The sequence below is a fragment of the Robertmurraya mesotrionivorans genome, from assembly GCF_050971805.1.
In the GTDB taxonomy this organism is placed as follows: domain Bacteria; phylum Bacillota; class Bacilli; order Bacillales; family Cytobacillaceae; genus Robertmurraya_A.
Window position 1 is genome coordinate 289,610 of the sequence record NZ_JBPCCH010000003.1, and the last position, 26,442, is coordinate 316,051.

30 protein-coding genes are annotated in these 26,442 nt (G+C 38.3%); all 30 read right to left on the reverse strand.

Going from position 1 to position 26,442, the window contains the following annotated elements; genetic code table 11:
- Nucleotides 1-32: 32 nt before the first annotated feature.
- Nucleotides 33-1,115 (reverse strand): flagellar biosynthesis protein FlhB, encoded by a 1,083-nt coding sequence (gene flhB, locus ACRX5O_RS07710; protein WP_433905412.1) that lies wholly within the window; start codon nt 1,113-1,115, stop codon nt 33-35.
- 1 nt (nt 1,116) lies between these two features.
- A complete protein-coding gene (gene fliR, locus ACRX5O_RS07715; RefSeq protein ID WP_433905413.1) occupies nt 1,117-1,893 on the reverse strand; it encodes a flagellar biosynthetic protein FliR in 777 nt (258 codons plus the stop codon).
- Nucleotides 1,894-1,896: 3 nt separating this feature from the next.
- The gene (gene fliQ / locus ACRX5O_RS07720) at nt 1,897-2,166 is read right to left on the reverse strand and encodes a flagellar biosynthesis protein FliQ (RefSeq protein WP_119707551.1); all 270 of its coding nucleotides are present in this window, start codon (nt 2,164-2,166) and stop codon (nt 1,897-1,899) included.
- Nucleotides 2,167-2,179: 13 nt separating this feature from the next.
- Complete coding sequence (gene fliP / locus ACRX5O_RS07725; RefSeq protein WP_119707550.1) at nt 2,180-2,845, reverse strand: flagellar type III secretion system pore protein FliP; 666 nt, start codon at nt 2,843-2,845, stop codon at nt 2,180-2,182.
- Nucleotides 2,842-3,519 (reverse strand): flagellar biosynthetic protein FliO, encoded by a 678-nt coding sequence (locus tag ACRX5O_RS07730; protein WP_433905414.1) that lies wholly within the window; start codon nt 3,517-3,519, stop codon nt 2,842-2,844. Before ACRX5O_RS07730 ends, fliP begins: the two co-directional genes overlap by 4 nt.
- Nucleotides 3,520-3,544: 25 nt before the next feature.
- Nucleotides 3,545-3,907, reverse strand: coding sequence for a chemotaxis protein CheY (gene cheY, locus ACRX5O_RS07735; RefSeq protein WP_066053291.1), 363 nt, complete (start codon nt 3,905-3,907; stop codon nt 3,545-3,547).
- A gap of 21 nt (nt 3,908-3,928) precedes the next feature.
- Nucleotides 3,929-5,218, reverse strand: coding sequence for a flagellar motor switch phosphatase FliY (gene fliY, locus ACRX5O_RS07740; protein ID WP_433905529.1), 1,290 nt, complete (start codon nt 5,216-5,218; stop codon nt 3,929-3,931).
- Complete coding sequence (gene fliM / locus ACRX5O_RS07745) at nt 5,208-6,206, reverse strand: flagellar motor switch protein FliM (RefSeq protein WP_119707547.1); 999 nt, start codon at nt 6,204-6,206, stop codon at nt 5,208-5,210. The genes fliY and fliM overlap by 11 nt, the downstream gene beginning before the upstream one ends.
- 39 nt (nt 6,207-6,245) lie before the next feature.
- A complete protein-coding gene (gene fliL, locus ACRX5O_RS07750) occupies nt 6,246-6,674 on the reverse strand; it encodes a flagellar basal body-associated protein FliL (protein WP_119707546.1) in 429 nt (142 codons plus the stop codon).
- Nucleotides 6,661-6,885, reverse strand: coding sequence for a flagellar FlbD family protein (locus tag ACRX5O_RS07755; RefSeq protein ID WP_433905415.1), 225 nt, complete (start codon nt 6,883-6,885; stop codon nt 6,661-6,663). The genes fliL and ACRX5O_RS07755 overlap by 14 nt, the downstream gene beginning before the upstream one ends.
- A 50-nt stretch (nt 6,886-6,935) precedes the next feature.
- On the reverse strand, nt 6,936-8,147 hold the full coding sequence (locus ACRX5O_RS07760; RefSeq protein ID WP_433905416.1) for a flagellar hook protein FlgE: 1,212 nt from the start codon (nt 8,145-8,147) through the stop codon (nt 6,936-6,938).
- Nucleotides 8,148-8,225: 78 nt separating this feature from the next.
- The gene (locus tag ACRX5O_RS07765; protein WP_433905417.1) at nt 8,226-8,609 is read right to left on the reverse strand and encodes a TIGR02530 family flagellar biosynthesis protein; all 384 of its coding nucleotides are present in this window, start codon (nt 8,607-8,609) and stop codon (nt 8,226-8,228) included.
- 13 nt (nt 8,610-8,622) lie between these two features.
- Complete coding sequence (gene flgD, locus ACRX5O_RS07770) at nt 8,623-9,258, reverse strand: flagellar hook assembly protein FlgD (protein ID WP_433905418.1); 636 nt, start codon at nt 9,256-9,258, stop codon at nt 8,623-8,625.
- 9 nt (nt 9,259-9,267) lie between these two features.
- Entirely contained in the window at nt 9,268-10,476 is a 1,209-nt protein-coding gene (locus ACRX5O_RS07775; RefSeq protein WP_433905419.1) for a flagellar hook-length control protein FliK, read from the reverse strand.
- A 36-nt stretch (nt 10,477-10,512) separates the two neighbouring features.
- Entirely contained in the window at nt 10,513-11,112 is a 600-nt protein-coding gene (locus ACRX5O_RS07780) for a MotE family protein (RefSeq protein WP_433905420.1), read from the reverse strand.
- A gap of 8 nt (nt 11,113-11,120) precedes the next feature.
- Complete coding sequence (fliJ, locus tag ACRX5O_RS07785; RefSeq protein WP_433905421.1) at nt 11,121-11,564, reverse strand: flagellar export protein FliJ; 444 nt, start codon at nt 11,562-11,564, stop codon at nt 11,121-11,123.
- A gap of 2 nt (nt 11,565-11,566) precedes the next feature.
- The gene (fliI, locus tag ACRX5O_RS07790) at nt 11,567-12,880 is read right to left on the reverse strand and encodes a flagellar protein export ATPase FliI (protein WP_433905530.1); all 1,314 of its coding nucleotides are present in this window, start codon (nt 12,878-12,880) and stop codon (nt 11,567-11,569) included.
- 1 nt (nt 12,881) lies between these two features.
- Nucleotides 12,882-13,646 carry a flagellar assembly protein FliH gene (gene fliH / locus ACRX5O_RS07795; protein ID WP_433905422.1) on the reverse strand — a complete coding sequence of 255 codons (765 nt, stop codon included), beginning with the start codon at nt 13,644-13,646 and terminating at the stop codon, nt 12,882-12,884.
- Nucleotides 13,639-14,655: a flagellar motor switch protein FliG gene (fliG, locus tag ACRX5O_RS07800; protein ID WP_066053257.1), complete on the reverse strand. Its 1,017-nt coding sequence runs from the start codon at nt 14,653-14,655 to the stop codon at nt 13,639-13,641. The genes fliH and fliG overlap by 8 nt, the downstream gene beginning before the upstream one ends.
- 15 nt (nt 14,656-14,670) lie before the next feature.
- A complete protein-coding gene (fliF, locus tag ACRX5O_RS07805) occupies nt 14,671-16,266 on the reverse strand; it encodes a flagellar basal-body MS-ring/collar protein FliF (protein ID WP_433905423.1) in 1,596 nt (531 codons plus the stop codon).
- 66 nt (nt 16,267-16,332) lie between these two features.
- Nucleotides 16,333-16,638, reverse strand: a complete 306-nt coding sequence (gene fliE / locus ACRX5O_RS07810) for a flagellar hook-basal body complex protein FliE (protein ID WP_433905424.1) — start codon at nt 16,636-16,638, stop codon at nt 16,333-16,335.
- A 14-nt stretch (nt 16,639-16,652) separates the two neighbouring features.
- Nucleotides 16,653-17,081 (reverse strand): flagellar basal body rod protein FlgC, encoded by a 429-nt coding sequence (flgC, locus tag ACRX5O_RS07815; protein ID WP_433905425.1) that lies wholly within the window; start codon nt 17,079-17,081, stop codon nt 16,653-16,655.
- Between the two features lie 2 nt (nt 17,082-17,083).
- Nucleotides 17,084-17,476, reverse strand: coding sequence for a flagellar basal body rod protein FlgB (flgB, locus tag ACRX5O_RS07820; protein ID WP_433905426.1), 393 nt, complete (start codon nt 17,474-17,476; stop codon nt 17,084-17,086).
- 405 nt (nt 17,477-17,881) lie between these two features.
- The gene (gene codY / locus ACRX5O_RS07825; RefSeq protein WP_433905427.1) at nt 17,882-18,661 is read right to left on the reverse strand and encodes a GTP-sensing pleiotropic transcriptional regulator CodY; all 780 of its coding nucleotides are present in this window, start codon (nt 18,659-18,661) and stop codon (nt 17,882-17,884) included.
- 130 nt (nt 18,662-18,791) lie between these two features.
- A complete protein-coding gene (gene hslU / locus ACRX5O_RS07830; RefSeq protein WP_433905428.1) occupies nt 18,792-20,198 on the reverse strand; it encodes an ATP-dependent protease ATPase subunit HslU in 1,407 nt (468 codons plus the stop codon).
- A gap of 10 nt (nt 20,199-20,208) precedes the next feature.
- Entirely contained in the window at nt 20,209-20,751 is a 543-nt protein-coding gene (hslV, locus tag ACRX5O_RS07835; protein WP_119707530.1) for an ATP-dependent protease subunit HslV, read from the reverse strand.
- A 17-nt stretch (nt 20,752-20,768) separates the two neighbouring features.
- Nucleotides 20,769-21,671, reverse strand: a complete 903-nt coding sequence (gene xerC / locus ACRX5O_RS07840; protein ID WP_433905429.1) for a tyrosine recombinase XerC — start codon at nt 21,669-21,671, stop codon at nt 20,769-20,771.
- A gap of 61 nt (nt 21,672-21,732) precedes the next feature.
- A complete protein-coding gene (trmFO, locus tag ACRX5O_RS07845) occupies nt 21,733-23,040 on the reverse strand; it encodes an FADH(2)-oxidizing methylenetetrahydrofolate--tRNA-(uracil(54)-C(5))-methyltransferase TrmFO (RefSeq protein WP_433905430.1) in 1,308 nt (435 codons plus the stop codon).
- Nucleotides 23,041-23,172: 132 nt separating this feature from the next.
- Complete coding sequence (gene topA / locus ACRX5O_RS07850) at nt 23,173-25,248, reverse strand: type I DNA topoisomerase (protein WP_433905431.1); 2,076 nt, start codon at nt 25,246-25,248, stop codon at nt 23,173-23,175.
- Between the two features lie 308 nt (nt 25,249-25,556).
- Nucleotides 25,557-26,429, reverse strand: coding sequence for a DNA-processing protein DprA (gene dprA, locus ACRX5O_RS07855; protein ID WP_433905432.1), 873 nt, complete (start codon nt 26,427-26,429; stop codon nt 25,557-25,559).
- Nucleotides 26,430-26,442 lie beyond the last annotated feature (13 nt).

Here is a 26,442-nt window from a genome sequence, read left to right on the forward strand (position 1 = left end):
ACTATCTCTCCTCAAGTAATACAATAATATCTTTATATCTTTTGCTTTGTTTTATAAACAAATGCTAGAATTTCTGCAACTGCCTTAAAAAACTCCTCTGGAATTGCTTCTCCAATTTCTGCTTGACTGTACAATGCTCTTGCTAATGGACGGTTTTCCATCATAACGACATCATGCTCTTTAGCGATCATCTTAATTTTTTGAGCCATAAAATCTACTCCCTTGGCTACTACAAATGGAGCATCCTGCTTTGTTTCATCATATTTTAAGCAAATAGCATAATGGGTTGGATTCGTAATAACAACGTCCGCAGTTGGAACATCCTGCATCATTCTTCGCATCGCCATTTCACGTTGTTTTTGCTTAATTTTTCCTTTTATTTCGGGATTCCCTTCGATGTTCTTATACTCATCTTTTATATCTTGTTTAGACATTCGAATCTTTTTTTCAAAGTCGTATTTTTGATACATATAATCAAGGATGGAAAGAAATAAAAGGGCAGCAGAAGCAATCAGTCCCATTTGTACGGTTAAACCTGCTAACGTAATCATAGAAGCGCCTATGGATTTTTGTGACAGTATTAAGATGTCTTCTTTCCGATTCCAAAGTACAGCAAAGGTGACTCCACCGACAAAACTAATTTTCAACATGGACTTTAGTAGCTCTACAATCGCACGCATCGAAAAGATATTCTTTGCTCCCTTTATCGGATCAAGCTTCTCAAGCTTAGGCTGAATCGCTTCTGTCGAGAAAAGAAATCCAAACTGAGCAAAATTCGATGCGACACCAGCCACCATAGCTACTGCCATAATTGGTGCTAAAATAAGAACCATTTCACTAAGAATTTCGAGAAACATCATTTGAATATTGCTTTCGGTTATCTCTAGCTTCATATATTCTTGGAAAGAATGTTGAAATAATCGAAAAATGATATCCTTTATATAACCACCTGCAAAGAAAAGGAACAAGAAAACAGCAAGTAAGACGACGGCTGTGTTCACATCCTGACTTTTAGCAACCTGACCTTTCTTCCGAGACTCCTGCCGTTTCTTTGGGGTAGCTTTTTCTGTTTTTTCCCCTGAAAAGAACTGTAAATCTAAACGAAGGGTTTTCAAGCTACAGACCCCCAATCAATTCCATTAACCCTCTCATCGTTGTTAACATGGTTTCAAATAGTGTCGCAACAGCACCCATTAATATACTCATTACAGCAATAAGAACAATAAAACCAACACCTAATTTTAAGGGAAGACCCACTACAAAAATATTTAGCTGTGGTACTGTCCTTGCTACAATTCCGAGGGCAACATCGACCAAAAATAGGCTTCCAACAACCGGTATAGATAATTGGAGGGCAACACCAAACATTTTTGAAATGGATGAAAGTATGTAATTAGGTATGTTTGCATCTCCTAATGGAATCCAAGCTTGCTCCAATGGAATAAATTGATAACTAAAATAAATTCCATCAAGTAAAAGATGATGTCCGTTTAATGCCAATAAAAAGAACAATGATATCGTATATAAATATTGCCCCATTAATGGACTCTGTGTTCCCGTCTGAGGGTCAATAACATTTGCAATCGCCAACCCCATCTGGAAATCAATAAAGCCGCCTGCTATTTGGATGGCCGCCATAATGACATAAGCAATAAAACCTAACATAATACCAATCATTGCTTCTTTTATAATCAATAAAAAGTAAGCACCGTTTATTTCTAAAACCGGTGCATCAAATGTAAAGATCATAATCCATGACAAGAAAAACCCCAGTCCGACCTTATGAGTAGTCGGAATCGAACGATAAGAAAATAATGGCATTAATAAGAAAAAAGATGTAACCCTTACAAACACTAATAAAAATGCCGGGAACGTTGGAAGAAAGTCTACCATAGGTTATCCCACATACCTTGTTAAATTAGTAAAGATTTCGTTTGCATAGGATAGCATATGACTTAGCATCCAAGGTCCAAAAAATACTAATCCTAGCAAAACTGCAACAATTTTTGGAACGAAAGCAAGCGTTTGTTCCTGAATTTGCGTCGTCGCTTGGAATATACTTACAATTAAACCTACTATTAAAGCCAATGCAAGCAAGGGACCACAAATCATTATGACCATCCAAATCCCCTGTTCAGCAATGGTAATTACACTATCTGGAGTCAATCCAATCACCTTCTTAGAAGCTATCTAGTAGTGATTTAACCACTAAGTACCAACCGTCTACTAAAACAAATAGCAATATTTTAAATGGTAAAGAAATCATAACCGGTGGAAGCATCATCATTCCCATGGACATTAACACACTTGCAACGACCATATCAATTACTAGAAATGGAATAAAAATCATAAAACCTATTTGAAACGCTGTCTTTATTTCACTGATTGCAAACGCTGGTACAAGAGTGGTTAAAGGAATATCAGCCACCGTTTCTGGTCGCTCAGCCTTTGAATATTCAAGAAAAAGAGCCAAATCCTTTTGTCTCGTATGTGCACTCATGAACTCTTTTAGTGGCAAGGAAGCTCTTGAATAAGCTTCTTCAAGATTGATTTCTTCATTAAATAAAGGTGTTAACGCTTGATCATTGACTTCTTGAAAGGTTGGCGCCATGATAAAAAAGCTTAAAAATAAAGCTAATCCAATTAACACCTGATTCGGTGGCATTTGTTGCGTAGCAAGCGCCGTTCTGACAAAGGAAAGAACGATTACAATTCGGACAAAGGAAGTCATCAGAACCAAAATACTAGGAGCCAAGGAAAGAACGGTAAGCATTAACAGTAGCCTAACTGAGGTAGACACATTTTCAGGATCGCTGCCGTTAAAAAACTCCATAAATTCATTCATCGCTTGTCTGACCCTTTCTTTTCCATTTCATCAAAAAGCTTTTTCCTCCCTTTAGAGAGCTCCTCAAGCTGGGCTTTTAACGTAGAGGAAAATGACGCTTCTTCCCTACTAGAACCTTGTTTTATATTTCGCGTTCTTTCAATTAGCTTTGTCACAATATCGCTTGGTTGAACAAGCTGGTCCATTCGATCGTTATAATCATTAATGATTTGACGCGCTTCGTCCTCATCATCGATTTCTTTTAGAAGCTTTACATCCTCGCCTACTCCGACTACTAACACACGATTGCCTATTTTCACAATTTGAATGGAACGATTGGTTCCTAGAGCTGTTCCACCTAAATTCTCCACAAGTTGATTACTTGAGAAGGAACGACTTCTTTTATTGATAAATTTTAATATTGCATACAATAATGCAATGACAAATATTGTTGCAAAAATCATTTTTAAGAAGTCCCAGAAGGTCAAACCAACAGTTGATGTATTTTCATTATTATCAGTAGTTGTTTCCTCATTATTTTCTACTTCTTTCAATTGATCTTCACTACATTTGCTTTCGTCCTCTAAGCAGTCCTTAATACTGTTAAATTGCTCTGCGAAGGCTCCTTGATTGGAGCCCTGCAAAGCAATAAGTACTAGAAGCAACACTTTGAAGAATAACTTTCCTTTTTGCAATGCGCTGCACCTCTAATTTTAATTATTAACCAAGTGTTTTTGAGATAGCTTCAATTACACGATCCGCTTGGAAAGGTTTTACGATAAAGTCCTTTGCTCCCGCTTGGATTGCATCAATAACCATTGCTTGCTGACCCATAGCAGAACACATAATGACCTTTGCATTTGGATTAATTTTTTTAATTTCCTTTAATGCAGTAATTCCATCCATTTCTGGCATCGTGATATCCATTGTCACTAGGTCTGGGCTTGTCTCTTTATATTTTTCAACTGCTTGAGCTCCGTCAGCCGCTTCTCCAACAACTTCATATCCATTCTTCGATAGTATGTCCTTTATCATCATTCGCATAAATGCAGCATCGTCAACAATAAGAATTTTATGTGCCATAAAAATTTTACCCCCAAAAGATTATCTTAGTTTTTTTATTCGATCACTCTGACTAATGATGTCTGTTACGCGAACACCAAAGTTTTCATCAATGACAACAACCTCACCTTTTGCAATTAGGCGATTATTAACAAGAATATCCACTGGTTCTCCTGCTAGTTTGTCCAATTCAATAATTGAACCTGAAGATAACTCAAGAATTTCTTTAACTGACCGTCTTGTACGACCAAGCTCAACTGTTACCTGAAGAGGAATATCTAACAGCATATCAAGGTTTTTAGACTCTGATTGCTGAAGTGGTGGATATTGCTCAAAACTTGAAAAACTTGCTGGCTGTACATTTGGCTGTGCCCCTATTGAAGCATAAGGTGACCCAAAATGCTGTGGTCCTTGTGGATACGCCTGATTTATTGGCGCTTGGTAAACCCCGAGTGGTGGTACTTGGCCCCATTGCTCTTGGTTCGAATGAGCTTGTGTAGGTGGTTGCATTTGCCCACCATACCCTCCTTGCATTGGAGGTTGATGTGATGCACTAGGAATTGGTGTAGGCTCCGATAGGTCATTAGACCCAGGATCTTTCGTATCCTCTATTTTATCTGATTCCATTTCATTTGTGGGACTCGGATTTAACAATTCTTCCACTAGTCCTTTTGCAAATTCTAATGGTACCAATTGCATGATACTTGAGTCGATTAAATCTCCCACTTTTAGTCGGAAAGATATCTTTACTAACATATCATCGACTGGAAGTCTGTCTGTCCCTTCCCCTTCAAGTACATTTAATATGTCAATCGAAGGCGGTGAAATATCTACCTTTTTACTAAAAATGGTCGACATCGATGTGGCTGAAGATCCCATCATTTGATTCATCGCTTCTTGCACTGCACTTAATTGAATTTCTCCCATTAGATCGGCTGGTTGTATCCCATCCCCACCTAACATTAAATCAGCTATAATCGCTGCATCGGACTGTTGAATAACTAAAAGATTAGTTCCTGAAAATCCTTCAGTATAGCTCACTTGTATCGCAACATATGGTTGTGGGAATTCCTCTGCCAGTCTACTCTTTGGTATAACAACAACACTAGGTGTTGTAATATCTACTTTTTGATTTAGAAGAGTTGATAGTGCTGTTGCTGAACTACCAAACGAAATATTACCAATTTCCCCAAGAGCATCTTGTTCCATCGAAGAAAGATAATCTTCCACATTAATGGCTTCTTCTTTCACAGCCATATCATTATCAGGTTCATCTGTTCCTCTTAGAAGAGCATCTATTTCATCTTGTGAAAGCATGCCATCACTCACCATCATCGTCTCCTCCCTTCAATGTGTCTAATACTTGCACTGCAAGCTTTTTATTTACCTTTCCTGGTTGAGCTAAGAATTTAGGTATATCTCCAACTTTTATCGTTAATGCTCCATCAATTGCCTGATTCAACTCAATCACATCACCTATATCTAGCATAAGGAAATCTTGGATGGATATTTCCGAATGTCCAAGCTCTGCTGAAATAGGCACGGTAGCTGTTTGAATTCTTTTTTCTAATTGTGCAATCTCCTGTGGTTCTCTTTCCTTCTTTTCTGTTTGCATCCAATAGTGAACAGAAAGCTTTGGAATGATTGGTTCTAACACAACATGAGGAATACAAATATTGATCATTCCAGTTGTTTCCCCAATCACGGTATTAAGTGAGATTACGACAACCGTCTCATTTGGAGATACCATTTGCAGAAATTGAGGATTCACCTCAAACGCAGCTAAGTAAGGATCAATTTCTGAAATCGTTGACCAAGCTTCCTGTAAGTTTTCAAAGGATTTTTCAAACGTATTGGACATGATCTTTGTTTCGATTTCTGTTAAATTCTCTACTTTATTGATACTGGACCCTCTTCCACCCATAAGGCGGTCTAGCATTGCATATGCAATATTTGGATTCACTTCCATTAGGATTCTTCCTTCAAGTGGCGGAACCTCGAAAACGTTTAAGATTGTCATTTTCGGAATGGAGCGAATAAATTCCTCATAAGGAATTTGGTCTGCTGATGCAACAGATATTTGCACATACGTACGTAATTGAGCAGAGAAGTATGTGGTTAACAAACGAGCAAAATTTTCGTGTATTCGCGTTAAACTACGGATTTGATCTTTCGAAAATCTTAGTGCTCTTTTAAAGTCATACACACGAACTTTCTTCTCGGATTGCTCCTTTTTCAACTCATCCGCATCCATTTCCCCTGTTGAAAGTGCCGATAGGAGAGCATCTATTTCACTCTGTGAGAGTACTTCACCTGACAAATTTCCTCACCTCCGTTCTTCCTCTCTAAGGTTACAATCTTACTGGAGGAGAGATTCAGTAATATACACATGCTCTACTTTTCCTTCTTGCATAATCTCAGAAATCTTTGTTTTCAAGTCATTCTCCAGCTTTTGTTGACCTTCTTTACCTTTTAAATCCTCTGCTGTTTTTTCAGACAGCTCTAAAATAATGATATTTTTCACCTGGAAATCTCTTTTTTCTAATTCTTCTTTTGCTGTTACACTATCTGTTTGAATTTTGAATGAGATACGAATAAAGTCATTACTAGCAAGATTTGCTGTCATTTGCGGAATGTCTACTGATGCTTCTAACACTTCATCAATGGTTAATTCCTTTTCTTTATCTTCCCCAGTTACCTTAAGAATCACTACAACTGCTATGGCACCAACCAGTGTAATTGCTACTAGCAAGATTGCCATAATCATGACTAGCTTATTTTTCTTCATTTTCTTTATCCTCCACCTGAAGCCGTCCTAAAAGGTTGACAGATTGATAAAACTTCTGTATTGCTTCATAAACTTGATCCTCTGCCTCTTTTACGACATATTTCCGCCCGTTTGAAAGCGTGATGGTCGTATCGGGAAAAGATTCGATTGTTTCTATAAAAACAGCATTTAACATGAATGGTTTGCCATTTAGACGGGTTACTTTAATCACGGCTATTATTAGGGTTGAGAGTTTGGTCTCAACCCTATCCCTCCCTTAGCTTATCGTTTTAAGTTTACAAGCTCTTGTAAGATTTCATCTGAAGTTGTAATAATACGTGTATTTGCTTGGAATCCTCTTTGTGCAGAAATCATTTCAGTAAATTCTTCCGAGAGGTCAACGTTTGACATTTCTAATGTTCCAGCTGCGATTGAACCTCTTCCTTCACCTGCTACATTAATATTTGCGACACCAGAGTTAATGGACTCTTGGAAAAGGTTTCCCCCAGCCTTTGTTAAACCTGATGAGTTGCTGAATTTAGCAAGAGCAAGTACACCAAGAGTTCTAACTAGACCGTTTGAGTATACCCCATTGATTTCACCGAGTGAACCAATGTTAAAGCTTTCTAGTGAACCTTCTGTGTTACCGTTAGGGTTAACTAGAGCACTTGTGCTTCCAGCTACTTGTGTTAATTGTGAGAAATCTAGGTTAACACCGTTAATTGTAGTAGTTCCAATGGTAATATTAGTAGTTCCACTTTGCGGGTCTACCGTACCTGAACTAAAATCTAGAGTCATAGTAGGTGTATCAAATGTGCCGTCAGCTAATTGAGCTGGCTTGTTTACGTAAACACCCCACTCATTATCGCCTGTCTTTGCAAAATGAACATCGATTCTGTGCGCTTGTCCTGTATTATCTACCACTTGAACTTGCTGTGTAAACGGTGCACCATTGCTAACCGAGTTACTTGCTAAATTACCAGAAATCGCAATATTACTTGTAGTAACTGGTGGTAATACTGCATTTACGTTAACTGCCACATCACCAAGCTGATTCGTAGCGTTTCCGTTTGCATCGACTGTGAATGCTTGTACTTTGTAGCCATCGCCATTCACTAATGTACCATTATCATCTAGATAGAAGTTTCCAGCTCTTGTATAGAACTGTGCATCTCCTTGATTCACCATAAAGTAGCCATCACCTGAGATCGCTAAGTCAAGAGAGCGACCTGTTGTTTGTAAGCTTGATTGTGTGTGAATCGTATCGATCGTTGCTAGTGTTGACCCTAGACCAACTTGTAATGGGTTTTTACCACCACGGTTGTCTTGTGCTGCACTTGCCCCAGAAATTGTTTGATTCATTGTGTCTTTAAATGTTACACGACCTTTTTTGAAGCCATACGTATTTACGTTTGCAATATTGTTACCAATAACATCTAACTTAGTTTGGAAGTTTTTCATTCCACTAATTCCTGAATACATTGAACGTAGCATTATTCGTTTCCCCTTTCATAGTAAGCTACTTCTATCGGTCAGTAGCTTGTTGGCCTCCAATTGGTCCAGCCAAAACATTTATTCTAAAATAATCGTTCCATTGATATTTGTAAAAATTTGTGCAGTTGCTTCCTGCCGATCCATAGCCGTTATCACTGTATTATTCTTTGCACTGATAATAAGGGCTGCATCCTGTAACAATACGAGCGAATCTTTTACACCCATTTTCTTCGCTTCATTTACTTTCTCTTGAATTTGACCCCACTTGGCCTCATCAATTTGAATTCCCCTTTGGGACATTCGTTCTTTTGCATGTTTACTTAACGTTAGTTTTTCTGGTTGTAATGCTTTCTGTAAATGCTGTGAGAAAGAGTCCGTGCTCGTAGGTTTAGATGTAACCGATCTTAGTGGATGGTTACTAATCGGCTGCGAATGAATCGGTCTAAACATAGACTTGTCCATTCAAACCATTCCTTTACGCTTCTATTTTGGTAATGCTTGTGCTTGACACACTCTCTCCATTTTCTAGCTGAAATAAAGATTTCCCGTCTTTAAAAGAAACAGATGTTACCTTGGCTTGCTTTACTTCATTGTTTTCAGAAGAATAAGTAACCGTTTTGCCTATCATCATACTTGCTTGTAAAAGCATGGTGTCACCTTTTGTATCGTTGATTTGCGAAATGTTACCCGAAGTTAAACTCGTCCCATCCTCTAATAGGAACTCCGCTATTCCATCAGTAAATTTCAAAGAGACAATTTTTCCCGTTCCTTGTTCTATTTCGGACCTACTCCCATCTTCAGATTCTGTAAGCTTATGCCAACTAACCTCTTTCCCAATGAATTGACTGTACGAAATCAATTGGTTTTGTTCTTGAGCGCTAACTAATGATTCAATGGACTTATTCATATTCGTCATTTGTTCAAGGCTCGTAAAGGTAGCCATTTGCGCAATAAAGTCCTTATCCTGCATTGGGTTTAAAGGGTCTTGATTTTGCAACTGAGTCATTAAGATTTTTAAGAAATCATCTTTTCCTAATGAATCTGAACCAGTTTGACGCTTAGTAGCTTGATAGTTTGATAGTAAAAGGGATGAATTAATCGTGTTTGCCATTTGTTTCACCTACACTTCCGTATTTAAGAGTGCTTCTTCAAAGGATGAGATAAAATCTTGATCAGATGTTTGCTCTTCCTTTCGTTCAGCTTGTTCCTTCCTTGCTTGTTCTTGTTCACCATCTCGATTTAAGAATCGCTCTTGGCCTGCTGTTTGCTGAGATATCTCCACACGTTCAACCTGAATGTTTTGAGAATTAAACGCTTGTTTCAATTGGTTTAGTTGCCCTTCAATCGCTTCCTTTGCCGCCTGCGTTGATGTGACAATTTTCGCAACCATAACAGAATCCTGTTGAATAATCTCAATTCGCAACGAACCTAAATGACCTGGATTTAGCTGTAGAAACAATCTTTGAACACCATTTACATTTGAAAATTGACTTCTAGCTAAAATACTCTCAAACTGCTTTATTAATTGTTCCGTTTGAACTTGCTTTGTTCCATTTGGAAGAGTTAGTGTCAATTGTTCCGGTCTTGACATCTGAATAAATTGAACGGAACCAGTGATTATATCTGCTTTTGTTGTAGAACTCGTACTCGTTGGTTCTTCTTTCAAAGAGGAGCCTGTACTAATACTTGAAAAAGTTTGCTTTAAGAAGGCTAGTCTCGAAGCAGCTTGGTTACTTTTTAACGTGTTTCCCTCAAGGATGCTAGTTAACTTTGCACTTAACGCCTTAAAATCTAGTTTGCTAGATTCCTCATTTAAAGAGTCTTGATTTTTGGCCATAAGTTCATATAGCTTTGATGCCCTTATTAGTTTTAAAGAGTCCTTATCAAGAACGTTCCCCAGCTGGCTCGCTGTTAAATCACCCATTTTTTCTATGATTTGAAGCAGCTTGGCTAAATCACTTTGACCTTCTCCACCTTCAATTTGAAGCTTCTCCATTACATTAGACAACAGATTTTGAAATTGGATATGACTCATTCCTAAATAATTCTCAATCATCGTAAGTAAATCTTCGTTACTATTTGAAATCAATTGATCTAGCAGCTGTAAACCCTCTTCCACATCTAAGAGATCATCCTTAGATAAAAAGGCTAAAAGGTCTTTTACGTCGGTAGCAGTTATTTTCACTGACGCGTTATCATTCGATGTCTCTTCTACAGAAGCAGTAACTGATTGGAGAAGATTTGAGAAGGATGATTTCTCCTCGCTCGTAGAAGCCTTGTTCAACTGTGAAGCAAGCTTTTGCGTGAAACCTAGGCTCTCGATTTGCATGTTTTCATTTTCACCTCCTTCTAATGAAATAAAAGGTTACTCTTCGTTGCTTTCAGCTGTTAGAAGCTCTGTATATTTTGCAGCATCCTCTGCTGTCATATTTTCCATAATCGCAGCGAGTTGATCTGATTTAATGGTTGTTAGTATTTTTAGTGCTTCTTGTTCACTCATAGCTGTAATAATTGGTGCCGCCTTTTTCGCAGACATCGTTTCATACGTTTTAATAATATCTTTAAAAGCTCGCTTGTTTTCCTCTTGAATTGCCAAAAGTTCATCAATTTGTTGCTGTAGTTGTTCTTTTTCAAGATTTGACCGCTCTACCTGAGCATCTTTACCTTCAATTTCAGATTCCAGTTTTTCAATCTTTGCCTCTCGATCCTTGATCTCACCTTCTAATGCGATTACGCTCTTTTCCCACTCTTCCTCCGATTGTGTTCCTTCTTCTGTAATTAGCGAGGAAACGAATGGAATCTGTGCACCAAGCTCTTTGGACTTTTCAAATACATTTACCCCAGCAAAGCTTAAAACGACTAACGCAACTGTGACTAAAAACAAGAAGGGAATAAGAAAGACAAAAATGAACATTTGAAATTTATTCGATTTCTTTTCTTCTATTACTTCGATTTCCTTTGCCATTCTATCACCTAACCTTCTCGATTCATGTACATTTGTATCGAGATATCGTCCATATGTTTACCTTCAATTACTTTTATATCCTCGGTAAATTTCAAGTAATCCTTTTCACGGATTTTTTCATATTTCTTTACTTCTATATTTTTTTCTAACAATTTTTCCTGAAATAGCAGCATTCTGTTTCTTGCGTTGATAACCATCTTTTGATAGTGATCAATCATCTTTTCGATATTACTGATGAACTGTTGGTGATGACGAATCTCTTGAATGGATAGTCCTCCATGAAGCCGCTCAGACTGATAAACTTCAAGATCCTCTTTCCTTTTTAACAGCTCATACAGCTTTTCTGCCACTTCCTCAAACTTTCGAACTGAATCTTGGTAGATAGATACAGCTTCATCTTTTTCACGTTCTTTTACAGCGAGGATTTTATGAAACTTGAACTCATATCTCATTATTAGTCACTTCTTCCAAGTAATTCATATAACGATTGGACACCTTCTTCAAAGGATACCTTTTCATCTGTTGCTTGCTTAATAAACGAAATAATTTTAGGATACGAAGCAATGGCATCATCTATTTCTTTTGAAGAGCCTCGTTTATAGGCACCGATATTTATCAAATCCTCAGAATTGATATAGGTACTTAACAGCTCTCTCAGTTTTTCAGCAGACTTTTTATGGGCTTCAGGTACTATATTATTCATGATTCTACTCACGCTTTTCAGCACATTAACGGCCGGATACTGACCCTTATTAGCTAATGAGCGATCTAGAACAAAGTGTCCGTCCAATATCCCACGAACGGTATCCGCAATCGGCTCATTCATGTCATCCCCATCAACTAGTACCGTATAAAACGCCGTAATTGATCCATGCTTGTTCGTTCCTGTTCTCTCTAATAATCTTGGTAAAATCGCAAAGACAGAAGGTGTATACCCTTTCGTTGTCGGTGGCTCCCCAATGGCCAATCCTACTTCACGCTGTGCCATCGCAACCCTTGTCACTGAGTCCATCATCATCATGACGTTTAAACCCCTGTCACGAAAATATTCAGCAATCGCGGTTGCCGTAAAAGCACCCTTGATTCTCATCAGTGCTGGCTGGTCAGAAGTTGCGACAATAACGATTGACCTTGCTAAGCCCTCAGGTCCTAAATCCTTTTCGATAAACTCTCGAACCTCACGACCACGTTCACCAATTAATGCGATCACATTCAGATCAGCATTTGTATTACGCGCAATCATTCCAAGTAATGTACTTTTACCTACACCACTCCCGGCAAATATTCCTACACGCTGACCCATACCGACTGTTAGAAGACTATCGATTAATCGAACTCCTACTTCTACAGGTTCAGATATCGGTGGTCGTGTCATTGGATTAGGTGGATCCTGGTCTGTTCCAACCGACCCAAGCCCTTTTGGAAGTTGACTCCCATCAAGAGGTTGACCTAAAGAATCTAGTACGCTACCAATTAAAGCTGGACCTATCTTCACCTCTAATGGCTTCAATGTTGCCTCTACCAAACAGCCCGGGGAGATTTCATTTAAGCTTGTATACGGCATAAGCAGTATATTTTCATCCTTAAAACCAACAACCTCAGCTTGAATTTTCCGGTTGTTTTTGCCGATATGAATGTAACAAACATCACCGATTGAGCTTTCTGGTCCTTGTGATTCAATCATTAGACCTACGACACGCTTCACTCTTCCATAGCGCTTAAACGTTTTCATCTGATCAATTTGTCCCAACAAATCGACAGCTAGCACTCTATTCACTCTCCAATAGTTCGTAAAGTTTTCTTTTGATTTCATCGAGCTGTTGATCCACACTTGCATCAATACGACCATTTGCAGATTCAATAATACAGCTCTGTTCTGTTAGCTCACTATCAGGAAAAATATATAGTTCCGTCTCCTTTGGAAAGATTCGAATTAAATCTTCCTTTTGGACAAGTAAAAATTCGTAGTGTGATGGATGAACATGAAGCTGAATTTCACGATACTCTCTTGCTTCTTTTAATGCTTTTTTCACTATCGGTAAAAACTGCTCCGAATCACCTGTTAGTGAATCAGCAATAATTTTTTCAGCGACCTTAAGGGCAAGAGACAGAATCGTTCGTTCACTTGAATCAATCTTCTTCTCGTAGTCATACTTTGACAAGGTAACCGTTTCCTTCGCTTGTTCTATGATGGCTTGCGCTTCATTGTATCCAAGCTGTTTTCCTTCTTCATGACCTTGCATAAAGCCTGAAGTTTGGGCTTGTTCAGCCATCGCTTGTAACTCAAGTTGAAACGATTGTTGCTCTTGCTCCATTTGTTCGTGAATTTGAGCCGCATATTCCCTAGCTTCTTGAACGATTCTGTACGCTTCACTTTGCGCTGCCGCAAGAATTCTCTCTCTCTCTTGATAACTTACAAAAGATGACTCTTCTTCTTTTTCATCGGTGTTATTCTTGATTGCTTTAATCGAAATCACTTTGTTTTCGTTGGAAAATTCTTGTGGTACCCACGTTGATTTAATGAGCCTAGACAATGATATCGTCACCTCCACCACGAGCAACCACAATTTCTCCTGCTTCTTCTAAACGACGAATGATGGCAACAATTCTTGACTGTGCTTCTTCCACATCACGTAGACGAACTGGTCCCATAAACTCCATTTCATCCTTAAAGCTTTCAACCATGCGTTTCGACATATTTCCAAACACGATGTCCTTGACTTCGTCGCTTGATACTTTTAGAGACAGCTTTAGATCTTCATTATCACAGTCACGAATAACCCTTTGAATCGCACGGCTATCAAGTGTAACAATATCTTCAAATACAAACATCCTTTTCTTAATTTCTTCCGCTAACTCTGGGTCTTGAATCTCAAGTGCATCTAGAATCGTTCTTTCGGTTGCACGATCGACACCATTTAACACTTCCACCACAGCCTCAATACCGCCCGTTTGTGTGTAGTCCTGTGTCACAGATGAAGAAAGCTTTCGCTCTAAAATTTGCTCAACTTCATTGATTATTTCAGGAGATGTACTATCCATTACTGCAATTCTTCTAGCAATATCAGCTTGAACTTCCTGAGGAAGCTCAGATAAAATTTGACCTGCTTGAGCCGAATCCAAATAAGATAAAATAAGTGCAATCGTCTGTGGATGCTCATTTTGAATAAAATTAAATATTTGTCCTGGATCAGCTTTTCGAGCAAAGTCAAAAGGTCGAACTTGAAGGGATGAAGTTAAACGGTTAATGATAACAGCTGCCTGTTCAGTCCCTAGCGCTTTTTCAAGAACCGTTTTTGCATATCCGATACCGCCTTGTGATATATAGTCCTGAGCTAGTGCGATATTATGAAATTCCTCTAGAATCTCCTCTTTTGCGGTAGATTCTACTTTTTTTACTCCAGAAATTTCTAACGTTAATTTTTCTATCTCTTCTTCACTTAAGTGTTTATACACTGATGCAGACACATCCGGCCCAAGTGAAATGAGAAGAATGGCTGCTTTTTGTTTACCTGTTAATTCCTTTTGATCTCTTTTTGCCACCTTCACTCACTCCTCCTAGTCTTCAGCAATCCATGAACGCAATAGTTTTGCGAAATCCTCTGGCTTTTCTTTCGCCATTTTTTCTAGCTGTTTCTTTCTCAACGATCCTTCTGTTTCTTCCTTGTCTTCATCAAGGTCACGAATAGAAATAGGCGTGTAGTTATCAAATGCCACATCTTCTTCCTCTTGTGCCTTCTTCTTTCTAGCACGCATAAACAGAATAATTAACACAATTATAGTAGCTAGAAGGACTCCACCGATTGCGTATACCCACCATGGAATAGATGCTGTTTGAGTATCTTCAAATTCTACCTTTCCGTTAAATGGTTGAACTGATACTAGAATCTTGTCCTGAATTGCCTCATCCGTTAGTTCTCCATCAACGGTTGTTTTATCTATAGATGTACGAACGATTGAAGCAAGCATTTGCGTAATATCATCCACACGTTCTTGAGGTAATGTAGTAGGATCATCCGCAGTTGGTGGTTCTACCATTACTTGAATACCTAAGTCTCTAATTTTATAAGGACTTTCAACAATTTCTTTACGGATTTTATTCACTTCATAGTTGATCGTCTCTTCAATTCTTTCGTAATCACCTGTTCCAGTTGCTCCCTCTAAGTAACCTGTACCAAGAGAGTCTGCTGCATCTTCAGTAACTGGTTCACCACCAACATCCGCTGCGTCACCAGTAAAGGTTTCTGTGATTTTTTGGGCACTTGCCGCAATACCTTCCATGTTCTCCTCATCTACAGGAGTCACAAGATTTTCCTCACGATTTTCCTGTGTAAAGTCAACATCAGCAGTAACAATTACTGCTACTTTGTCTTGTCCCATTAAGGTACCTAGCATACTTTGTACTTGGCGTTGAACATCACGTTCAATCTGTTTCTTGATATCATTTTGAGCAGCAAAAGTTGAACCTGAAGAATTTTCTTCATTATTTAAGTCAAAGTACTCAAAGTTTTGGTTTGTAATGACGATATTATCTGTAGGGAGATTGGGAACACTCTTTGAAACTAGATGGTACAACGCTTTGATCTGGCTTTCCTCAAATTCATAACCAGGTTTCGTGTTCAGTACAATAGAAGCACTGGCCGCTTCTGATTCATCTGTTACAAAGATCCCTTTCTCTGGAAGATTAATCATAACCTTCGCATCATTAATCCCTTCAATCCCCTTCATTAAATTCGCTAACTCCGTTTGCATTGCATCTAGTTTCATTACATTGAACTCATTCTCTGTCATTCCAATTCCAGCATTTTGACTGAAAAATGAATAATCAATGCTTCCTGAATTAGGTATACCTTCCGCTGCAAGCTCAACCTTTAACGTATCAATGCTCTCTTTTGGCACCAATATCGTCGTTCCATTATCAGCAATCTCAGATACAATTCCTCTTGCATCTAAGCTTTCTTTAATAGCCCCTGTTTCAGCTGGCGATAAATTACTATATAAAGGTTCTAAAGTCGTTCTAGTTGCAAAAAACGTTACTAATGAAATCAGTGTCACTAAAGACACTAAACCGCCCACAAAGAACATTTTTTGCTTTTTAGAACGACTTGTCCAATATTCTTTTATTGCATGTAATTGTTTCTGCAATTGGTTCATCACGTTCCTCCGGTTCAGTGTGTCATGCCAAAAGGTGCTTTTAGCACCTTTCCAACACAAAAGCTATTAAACTTGCATTCTCATTACTTCTTGATATGCCTCAATTACTTTATTTCTCACTTCAATCGTTGCTGACATGGTAATGCTTGCTTTTTGACTTGCAATCATCACTTGGTGAAGATCTACATTTTCACCTCTTGCCAATTTTTCTGTCATCACATCTGATTGATTTTGTGCTGAATTAACTTTTTCAATTGAATCCTTTAATACGGACGCAAAACTCTTTTGTGCTTCGTATGGTGTAGTAGATGGAGCAGAAACTGCTGCATTTGATTGAAAAACTTTAGATACAGACGGAATAGATATAGTCATAATTTATTCTCCTTTTATTTACCGATCTCTAATGCTTTCATAAGCATTCCTTTAGATGCATTCAATACAGTCACGTTTGCTTCATATGATCTAGTCGAGCTAATCAAATCCACCATTTCACGGAGTGGATCGACGTTCGGTAGTTCTACATAGCCATTTTCATCCGCATCAGGATGTTCAGGGTCATACACAAGTTTAAAAGGAGTTTCTGTGTCCTCAACAATTTTTGAAACCTTCACACCGTTTCCAGCACCTGTCGTTTGTTTTGACATTGCTTGGCTCATAAACGAAGAAAAGTTTCCCTCCTTAGGTTGAAGCACAACTGATTTCCTTCTATAACCCGCTGTGTCTACGTTAGCCATATTGGAAGAGATAACATCCATGCGCAATCTTTGTGCTGTTAAAGCAGATGCAGAAGTATTGATGCTATGGAAAATTGACATGATTATCTTCCTCCTTTTATGACTGTTTCTAGCGAGTTAAACTTTCCGCTAATTCGTTCGATCATGGCATTATAATAAATTTGATTAGTTGCAAGATCTGCCATTTCTTTATCAATATCAACATTGTTTCCCGTGTGGTTGTACGATGTAGTACGATCAGTAGTTATTGTTACTCCCGCTCGTCCTGAGCTTTGAATGGCAATATGCTTGCTGTTCGTTTGTTTCCCCGTAACAGTCGATATCGCATCATTAAGTTCTGACTTAAAGCTAACGTTTTTAGCCTTATACCCTGGTGTATCGGCGTTAGAAATATTTTGTGCTATCACTTTTTGTTTTGTAGAAGAATAATTTAACGCATTTTCAAGCGTATTAATTGTATTTGAAAAGAGCTTCAAGTTCTCCACCTCATATATAAATATATATATTTTGTTGATTGGTGCAGAAACTTGTAGTTTTACGTCGGATTCTGCAAAACAATCATACTACTAATTTTAATGAATCGCATATAGGATGTCTATCTCAATAAGGGCGAAATACTTAATCTATAAGTCCTATTTTAATCGAATCGACCTACTAGCAAAACACTGAAAAGATTGGAATCATGTACATATTTTTGTCATTTTTTTAGTTCATCAGCTCCATTTGCCTACTAAGAAAAATGAACTAGTGAGAATGTCTTATATTTGTAATTGTGTATTTAGCATAATGGAACGCATTTTTATTGTAAAGAAAAAGTAGAATTTTGTCGAAATGCACCATAAAAAAACTCCTTATTTCTTTTCGAAATAAGGAGTTTTTCATTAGTTTGATTTTAATTTACTTAGTTCAACTAAAAACTTGTCGTTTAGTACTTTAATATATGTTCCTTTCATACCTAACGAACGTGATTCAATAACACCAGCACTTTCTAGTTTTCTAAGTGCATTTACAATCACAGATCTGGTAATTCCTACACGATCAGCAATTTTTGAAGCAACTAATAGCCCTTCTTTTCCACTAAGCTCTTCAAAAATATGTTCGATAGCTTCTAGCTCACTATAAGATAACGAGCTAATTGCCATTTGTACAACTGCCTTGCTTCTTGCTTCTTCTTCAATTTCTTCTGCTTTTTCTCTTAGAATCTCCATCCCTACTACTGTAGAGCCATACTCTGCAAGAATTAAATCATCATCATGGAATTGCTCTTGCGTTCGAGCTAGGATTAATGTTCCTAGTCTTTCTCCTCCACCGATGATAGGAACGATCGTCGTTAAACCGTTTTTAAATAGGTCTTTGTTTTCCACTGGGAAAGCTGTGTACTCACTATATACATCTAGGTTAGGTGAAGTTTCATTGATGTTAAATAGGTTGTTCGTGTACTCTTCAGGGAATTGACGATCTTCAAGCATTTTCTTAATACGCTCGTTTTCAATTTGTTGGTTTACCGCAAAGCCTAGTAATTTCCCACGGCGACTTACGATAAAAATATTTGCTTCGATCACTTCACTTAATGTTTCTGACATTTCTTTAAAGTTTACCGGTTTTCCAGCTGCCTTTTGAAGTAAGGCATTAATCTTTCTTGTTTTTGACAGTAAATCCATTTGTTCTTCCTCCTAATTAGCTAAAACCATTGCAGTAGCACTTACTATGAATTCTGCATATGTATTGAACTGTTGTGTGTAACGTAATATACGTTTGATTCCCTCATCGCGAGGGAACCAAACCCATGAATTACAAAATAAATTGACTTAAGTCTTTATTACGCGAAATGGCTCCGAGCTTTTCTTCTACGTATTGTGGTGTGATTGTTATTTTTTCCATTGTGATATCCGGTGCTTCAAAGGACAAGTCCTCTAGAAGCTTTTCTAAGATGGTATGCAATCTTCTTGCTCCAATGTTATCTGTATTTTGATTTACATCATAAGCAACTTCTGCAATCTTACGAATAGCATCGTCAGAAAATTCAATTTCTATACCTTCAGTCACTAACAATGCTTGATATTGCTTAATTAGTGCATTGTCAGGTTCGATTAGTATTTTATAAAAATCGTCTACCGTTAGCTTTGTTAGTTCTACTCTAATTGGAAAACGTCCTTGAAGCTCCGGTATTAAATCAGACGGCTTGGCAATATGGAAGGCACCTGCAGCCATAAATAGAATATGGTCTGTCTTCACTGATCCATACTTCGTAACGACAGTTGAACCTTCAACAACCGGAAGAATATCTCTTTGTACTCCCTCTCGAGATACATCCGCAGATGATCCGCCTCCATTTTTACTAGCAATTTTATCAATTTCATCAATGAAGATGATTCCTGTTTGCTCAGCACGGAACACAGCTTCTGACGTTACTTCATCCATGTCAATCAGCTTCGAGGCTTCCTCATTCGTTAACACTTTTCTAGCATCGCGAACCGAAAGCTTCCGTTTCTTTCGTTTTTTCGGCATTAAGCCACTTAAGGCATCCTGCATATTCATTCCCATTTGCTCCATGCCTGAACCTTGAAGCATATCAAACATGGATGGTTGCTGTTCTTCCACTTCAATAGAAACCATTTCATTTTCAAGGTCTCCCTTAGAAAGCTTTTCGGCAACAACCTTCCTTTTTTCAACGATATTCATGTCTTCAGTAGGTGTTGGTTCTTGTTCCTGTGTACCACCTCCACCGAATAGCATCTCTAAAGGATTTTTATAGCCTGTTGCTTTTTTCGCAGAAGGTACTAACAAATCAACTAATCGCTTATTTGCATTTTCCTCTGCTCGTTCTTTCACTTTTTGCATTTTTTCTTCTTTTACAAGCCTAACTGCTGTTTCAACGAGATCTCTTACCATTGATTCAACATCACGACCTACGTAGCCCACTTCCGTAAACTTCGTAGCTTCTACTTTTACAAACGGAGCTGATACAAGCTTTGCCATTCGTCTAGCGATTTCTGTCTTTCCGACACCCGTTGGTCCAATCATTAATATATTCTTAGGGTTGATTTCATCCCTTAAACTTTCGTCAAGCAAACTACGTCGATAACGATTTCTCAGTGCAACCGCTACTGCTTTCTTTGCATCCTTCTGCCCAATGATATACTGATCCAATCGTTCAACAATCTGACGTGGGGTTAGATTTGTCCCTTTAGTGACCATTCGATCCCTCCTAAAGCTCTTCAACGATAATATTGTGATTTGTATATACGCAAATTTCAGCGGCAATTTCAAGGGAAGCCTTTGCGATTTCCTTTGCCGTTAGATGCTCTCCAGAATACTTCTTTAATGCTCTTCCCGCAGATAGTGCATAATTACCACCTGATCCAATCGCAAGGATTCCATCATCTGGTTCAATGATCTCTCCCGTACCAGAAACCAATAGCATATCCGTGTCGTTCATAACAATTAGCATAGCTTCAAGACGTCGAAGAACTTTATCGCTTCGCCACTGTTTCGCAAGTTCAACAGATGCTCGTTGCAGATTGCCATTATACTCTTCTAACTTACCTTCAAACATTTCAAAAAGGGTAAAGGCGTCCGCAACAGAGCCGGCAAATCCTGCTAAAACTCTGCCGTTAAATAACTTTCTAACTTTACGAGCTGTGTGCTTCATCACAACAGCATTGCCAAAGGTTACTTGACCATCTCCAGACATGGCACATTGACCATTATGACGAACAGCAAAAATAGTTGTTGCATGAAATTGCGTCATATTATTCCTCCTAAAGCTTAAGCCCTGGGGTGGTGGGCCATATATGATTTTCGCAAGTAATCATTTGTAACATGTGAATAAATTTGTGTAGAAGACAAAAACGAATGCCCTAAAAGCTCTTGTACACTCCTCATATCTGCTCCGTTATTAAGGAGATGTGTCGCAAAGGAATGTCTTAGTTTATGCGGATGGATGGATCCGTTTAAAGATGATTTTTTTATCATTCGATCGAGAATATGTCTAACTCCGTTTGTTGTAAGTGGTTCTCCACGAAAGTTAACAAACAAGGAATCATGTGAATGCTTTTCTCCAAGAAGTGCTTTTCTGCCATTGTTGATATATGTATCAATTGCTTCTTGAGCAAAGCTACCAAATGGAATATATCGATCCTTTTGGCCCTTCCCATGAACAAGTACCGTTCCAATGTATAAATCAATATCTTTTAAACGAAGCTGACAACATTCACTAACACGCATTCCTGTAGCATATAAAATTTCTAGCAAAGCAAGATCCCTTTGCCCAATAGGAGTATTAGCCTCACAACTCGAAAATAAAGCTTTAAGTTCCTCTTCATAAAAAAAATCGGGCAATCTCTTTTCTTGCTTCGGCATAATCACTTGTGCAAAAGGATTATTCTGTACAAGATTATCTCTTAATAAAAACCGGTAAAAGCTTCTCATACTAGATATTTTTCTCGCAACAGATTTTCTAGACAAATTCTTTTCAAAAAGCTTCGTTAAATACAGCCTGACATCGGAGTACTCGACATCAGCATAATCTGCTAACGATTGCTCCTTCATAAAAAGAGTAAAATCCCTAACATCAACTTGATAATGCTCAATTGTATATTGTGAATAATTTCTTTCTATTTGTAAATATTCAAAAAATAACTTTGCTGAAACGTTCACATCTTCTGACAATATTCGTCACCTCACAAAGGCTCCTAAATCGTATCACACTTCACATACCCTTGCAAGTAATTTACAAATTTTTCACAAAGTTCTGAATTGTTTCTAAAGCTCGGTTTGCATGTTGCTCTGCTCTTTCCTTTTTCCCTCTGATTTTAGTCGGTAACTCCGGGAATAAACCAAAGTTCGCATTCATCGGCTGAAAATTCTTTGCGCTTGCACTCGTAATGTATCTTGCCATACTTCCGATTGCTGTTTCTCCAGGGAACACAACAAGCTCTTCGCCTTGCACAAGTCTGGCTGCATTAAGTCCAGCAACTAATCCACTTGCTGCAGACTCCACATAGCCCTCTACTCCTGTCATTTGACCAGCAAAGAATAGATCCTTACGATTTTTGAATTGATACGTAGGCTCTAGTACTTTAGGTGAATTAATGAAGGTATTTCTGTGCATGACACCATACCTTACGATTTCAGCATTTTCCAAACCAGGGATTAATTGAAGAACTTCTTTTTGTGGTCCCCACTTCAAATGTGTCTGAAATCCAACAATATTGTAGAGTGTTCCTGCCGCATCATCCTGTCTAAGCTGAACAACAGCAAACGGACGCTTACCTGTTTTAGGATCCTCAAGACCAACTGGCTTCATCGGACCAAATAGCATCGTTTTCTTCCCTCGATTCGCCATTACCTCAATCGGCATACATCCTTCAAAGAAAATTTCCTTTTCAAACTCTTTCAAAGGAACCGTTTCTGCTGAAACAAGTGCTTCGTAAAAACGATCAAACTCCTCTTCGGTCATAGGACAGTTTAGATAAGCTGCCTCCCCTTTATCGTAACGGGATTTTAAATACACCTTATCCATATCAATGCTATCTTTTTCAATGATAGGTGCTGCAGCGTCATAGAAGTATAAATATTCCTCACCCGTTAATTCTTGAAGCTTGGCTGAAAGCGCAGGACTTGTTAAAGGTCCAGTCGCTATGACAGTAGGTCCCTCTGGGATTTCTGTTATTTCCTCATTGATGACAGTTACATTGGGATGATTTTTCACTTGATCTGTTACATGTGCAGCAAACTCATGACGATCCACGGCAAGCGCTCCTCCTGCTGGAACTGCACAAGCATCCGCAGAAGCGATAATAACAGAGTCTAACTTTCGCATTTCTTCCTTCAGGACTCCGACTGCATTTGTTAAATTATTAGCACGAAGGGAGTTACTACAAACCAACTCAGCAAATTTATCTGTATGGTGTGCTGGAGTTTGCTTCACTGGTCTCATTTCGTACAAGCGAACCTTTATTCCTCTTTTTGCAAGTTGCCAAGCTGCTTCACTTCCAGCTAAGCCTGCTCCTATAACATTCACTGTTGCATCTATCATTTTATGAACCTCCAATAGCTCGTATGTATCTTTTTTTTGTATTAGCTTCTCCATATTCCTTCTGCATTTTACACTACGAATGAAAAAGTATAAAGTTTCAAGCAATAAAAAGAGTGAGCATAGTGCTCACCCTTAGCTTTGTGGCTCTTCCTTGTAGTCACAACTAATGCATTGAACCTGGACACCTTTTTTAAGCTTCTTCTCAATCAATAGTGATTCACATTTCGGGCAATTTCTAGGCAGCGGTTTATCCCATGAGATAAAATCACATTCTGGGAATGTATCACAGCCATAGAAGATTCGACGCTTTTTACTTTTTCTTTCTATTATATTTCCAGTCTTACAATTTGGGCATTTTACACCGATATCCTTTACGATTGCTTTTGTGTTACGGCAATCCGGGAAATTGCTGCATGCCATGAACTTTCCATAGCGGCCCATTTTATAGACCATCTCATGTCCGCAATGCTCACAATCCTCACCAGCAGGCTCATCTTTAATTTCTACCTGCTCCATTTCTTTTTCGGCCTTTTCTAAATGCTTCTCAAACCCTCGATAAAACTCATCGATAATTCGTACCCATTTTGTTTTTCCTTCTTCAACATTATCTAAGTCTTGTTCCATTTTTGCGGTAAACTCGACATCTAAAATATCGGGGAAGAATTCTACCATGAGTTCATGCACGATCTCTCCAAGTTCGGTTGGAATAAATCGTTTATTATCAAGAGTAACATATCCACGTTTTTGAATGGTATCTAGTGTTGGAGCAAATGTCGATGGTCGACCAATCCCAAGTTCCTCCAACGTCTTAACTAATCTAGCTTCCGTATATCTTGGCGGCGGTTGGGTAAAGTGTTGTTTCGGTTCGATGTCCTTTTTGAGGACCGTATCGCCTTCCTTTAAATCAGGAAGCATTTTGTTCTTGTCCTCTGTTTGATCATCTGTCCCTTCGACATACACCTTCATAAAACCTGGAAACTTAACCTTAGATCCGGTTGCTCTAAAGATTACCTCTCCATTTTTCAAATCCACACTCATCGTGTCCATGACAGCTGGTGCCATTTGGCTAGCTACGAAACGCTCCCAAATTAACTTATAAAGCCTCAATTGATCACGTGACAAGAATTCTTTCATACTAGCAGGATCACGTAGCGTACTTGTTGGTCTGATCGCTTCATGAGCATCTTGGGTGTTAGCACCTTTTTTTTCTTTACGCTTTTCCTCAGGTAAAAAGTTGGCGCCGTAAGTTGACTCAATATACTGACTTGCTTCTGCTTGTGCTACCTCAGAAATTCTAGTTGAATCTGTTCTCATGTATGTAATTAACCCGACGGTGCCTTCTTTTCCTAAATTGATCCCTTCATACAGCTGTTGGGCTAGCATCATCGTCTTTTTTGCTCGGAAGTTTAATTTTCTAGCAGCCTCTTGCTGAAGAGAAGAAGTTGTAAAAGGAACCGCTGGATTTCTTTTACGTTCTTTTTTGGTCACAGAGGTTACTTCGAACTTATTCCCTTTCATTTTTGCTAAAATCGCATTTACCTCTTCTTCTGATTTTAGCTCCATTCGCTGATTTTCTATACCATAGAAGTCAGCTTCAAAACCTGTTGTCCCCTTTAAAAATTCACCTTCAATTGTCCAGTATTCTTCAGGGATGAACTCTTTAATTTCGTTTTCTCGGTCAATAATTAAACGTACAGCTACCGATTGTACTCGACCTGCGCTAAGCCCTTTTTTCACCTTTTTCCAAAACAACGGACTAATATTGTAGCCAACCAAACGGTCTAAAATTCTACGTGCTTGCTGGGCATCTACTAAATCCATGTTAATTGGTCTTGGATGCTTAAAAGACTCTTTAATTGCATCCTTCGTAATTTCATTAAAAACTACACGGCAATCTGAATGGATATCCACATCTAGCGTATGAGCTAAATGCCAAGCTATCGCTTCCCCTTCACGATCCGGGTCAGCCGCTAGATATATTTTCTTTGCTTTTTTTGCAGCTGTTTTTAATTCCTTTAGAACAGGGCCTTTTCCACGTATAGTAATATACTTTGGTTCGAACTCATGTTCAACGTCCACTCCCATCTGACTTTTGGGAAGATCGCGAACATGTCCCATCGACGCCTTAACTTTATATTTTTTTCCTAAGTATCTTTCGATCGTCTTCGCCTTTGCTGGTGACTCAACGATTACTAAAAACTCCGACATCTATTGTCCTCCTCAAGAGGGATTATATAAAAATTTACTTATTGAATGTTTATTGTAAATATTCATTATTATTAAACTTTTTATTGAAACTTGTCAAATATATCGTAAACGGTTTCAGCCTGCTAAATTTAAAATTTGTATTTTTATTTTCGAACTTCTGTTGCAAAATGTATAACAGTTTGAGCGATATTTCAACCTTTTTCATAAAAATATATAAAAAATTGGTGAAAAAGTATGGTAAATCGATGACATTATCCTTTTCCATACCTTTTTGTCATCATATGTGATGTTCAGCCGAATTACAAACATTATGCATAAAATAATTCATTTAGTATGTCTTCATGGCTTCTAACAAGCTTTGCTCCTTGCTGAATAAGGTCATTTGTTCCTGTCGAATGCTGACTAAAAATATTTCCTGGCAGGGCAAACACCTCTCGACCTTCATGAACGGCAAAATTTGCGGTGATTAACGAGCCGCTTTTTCTTTTTGCTTCTATTATAAATGTACCTTTTGAAATGCCACTAATAATTCTATTTCTCATTGGAAATTGCCACCGTGAAGGAGTCGTATTAGGGGGATACTCGGAGATCATTAGATGGTTTTTCATAATACTAAGAGCAAGCTTCTGATTCGTTTGTGGATATATATGATAGATACCACCGGCAATGACCGCTATCGTTTTCCCTCCTAACCGAATGGCTGCTTCATGAGCAAGCGTATCAACACCTAAGGCTAACCCGCTTACGATAATAATTCCCTTTTCAATCAGAGGTGGAAACAACCGATCAATCGCTCTTTTTCCATACTCTGTCGCCTGTCTAGAACCGACGACAGCAAGCTTGGTTTGCTTCCCAAGAAGGGAGATATCTCCCTTTGCGTACAATACCCACGGAGGCTGATACGTTTCCTTTAATAATTCAGGATATGCTGTATCAAAGTAAGTAATAATCTCAATATCATTTTGTTGATAATGGCGGATTTGTTCCAGTAAAACTGGTGAATGAAGATCTTCAAATAAAGGTTGAATGATAGAAGACGGAAGTTCATGGACTTGATAGAGGAAAGTTGGGGAATATAGATCTTTCAGTTCGGGATCACGCTTTAAAATGTGGTAAACCATTTTCCATCCTATGCCACGACAATGTAACAAATGGCACAATCGTAATGAAAAAGATTCCAAAATTGATAACCTC

Bases quoted from the DNA above. Each gene is read 5' to 3' on its own strand.
- fliR (WP_433905413.1), bottom strand. From the start codon at position 1,893: ATGGTAGACTTTCTTCCAACGTTCCCGGCATTTTTATTAGTGTTTGTA.
- fliP (WP_119707550.1), bottom strand. From the start codon at position 2,845: ATGAATGAATTTATGGAGTTTTTTAACGGCAGCGATCCTGAAAATGTG.
- cheY (WP_066053291.1), bottom strand. From the start codon at position 3,907: ATGGCACATAAAATTCTTATTGTTGACGATGCTGCATTTATGCGAATG.
- fliY (WP_433905529.1), bottom strand. From the start codon at position 5,218: ATGGTGAGTGATGGCATGCTTTCACAAGATGAAATAGATGCTCTTCTA.
- fliL (WP_119707546.1), bottom strand. From the start codon at position 6,674: ATGAAGAAAAATAAGCTAGTCATGATTATGGCAATCTTGCTAGTAGCA.
- ACRX5O_RS07760 (WP_433905416.1), bottom strand. From the start codon at position 8,147: ATGCTACGTTCAATGTATTCAGGAATTAGTGGAATGAAAAACTTCCAA.
- ACRX5O_RS07765 (WP_433905417.1), bottom strand. From the start codon at position 8,609: ATGGACAAGTCTATGTTTAGACCGATTCATTCGCAGCCGATTAGTAAC.
- flgD (WP_433905418.1), bottom strand. From the start codon at position 9,258: ATGGCAAACACGATTAATTCATCCCTTTTACTATCAAACTATCAAGCT.
- ACRX5O_RS07775 (WP_433905419.1), bottom strand. From the start codon at position 10,476: ATGCAAATCGAGAGCCTAGGTTTCACGCAAAAGCTTGCTTCACAGTTG.
- ACRX5O_RS07780 (WP_433905420.1), bottom strand. From the start codon at position 11,112: ATGGCAAAGGAAATCGAAGTAATAGAAGAAAAGAAATCGAATAAATTT.
- fliJ (WP_433905421.1), bottom strand. From the start codon at position 11,564: ATGAGATATGAGTTCAAGTTTCATAAAATCCTCGCTGTAAAAGAACGT.
- fliF (WP_433905423.1), bottom strand. From the start codon at position 16,266: ATGAACCAATTGCAGAAACAATTACATGCAATAAAAGAATATTGGACA.
- fliE (WP_433905424.1), bottom strand. From the start codon at position 16,638: ATGACTATATCTATTCCGTCTGTATCTAAAGTTTTTCAATCAAATGCA.
- flgC (WP_433905425.1), bottom strand. From the start codon at position 17,081: ATGTCAATTTTCCATAGCATCAATACTTCTGCATCTGCTTTAACAGCA.
- codY (WP_433905427.1), bottom strand. From the start codon at position 18,661: ATGGATTTACTGTCAAAAACAAGAAAGATTAATGCCTTACTTCAAAAG.
- hslU (WP_433905428.1), bottom strand. From the start codon at position 20,198: ATGGTCACTAAAGGGACAAATCTAACCCCACGTCAGATTGTTGAACGA.
- hslV (WP_119707530.1), bottom strand. From the start codon at position 20,751: ATGACGCAATTTCATGCAACAACTATTTTTGCTGTTCGTCATAATGGT.
- trmFO (WP_433905430.1), bottom strand. From the start codon at position 23,040: ATGATAGATGCAACAGTGAATGTTATAGGAGCAGGCTTAGCTGGAAGT.
- topA (WP_433905431.1), bottom strand. From the start codon at position 25,248: ATGTCGGAGTTTTTAGTAATCGTTGAGTCACCAGCAAAGGCGAAGACG.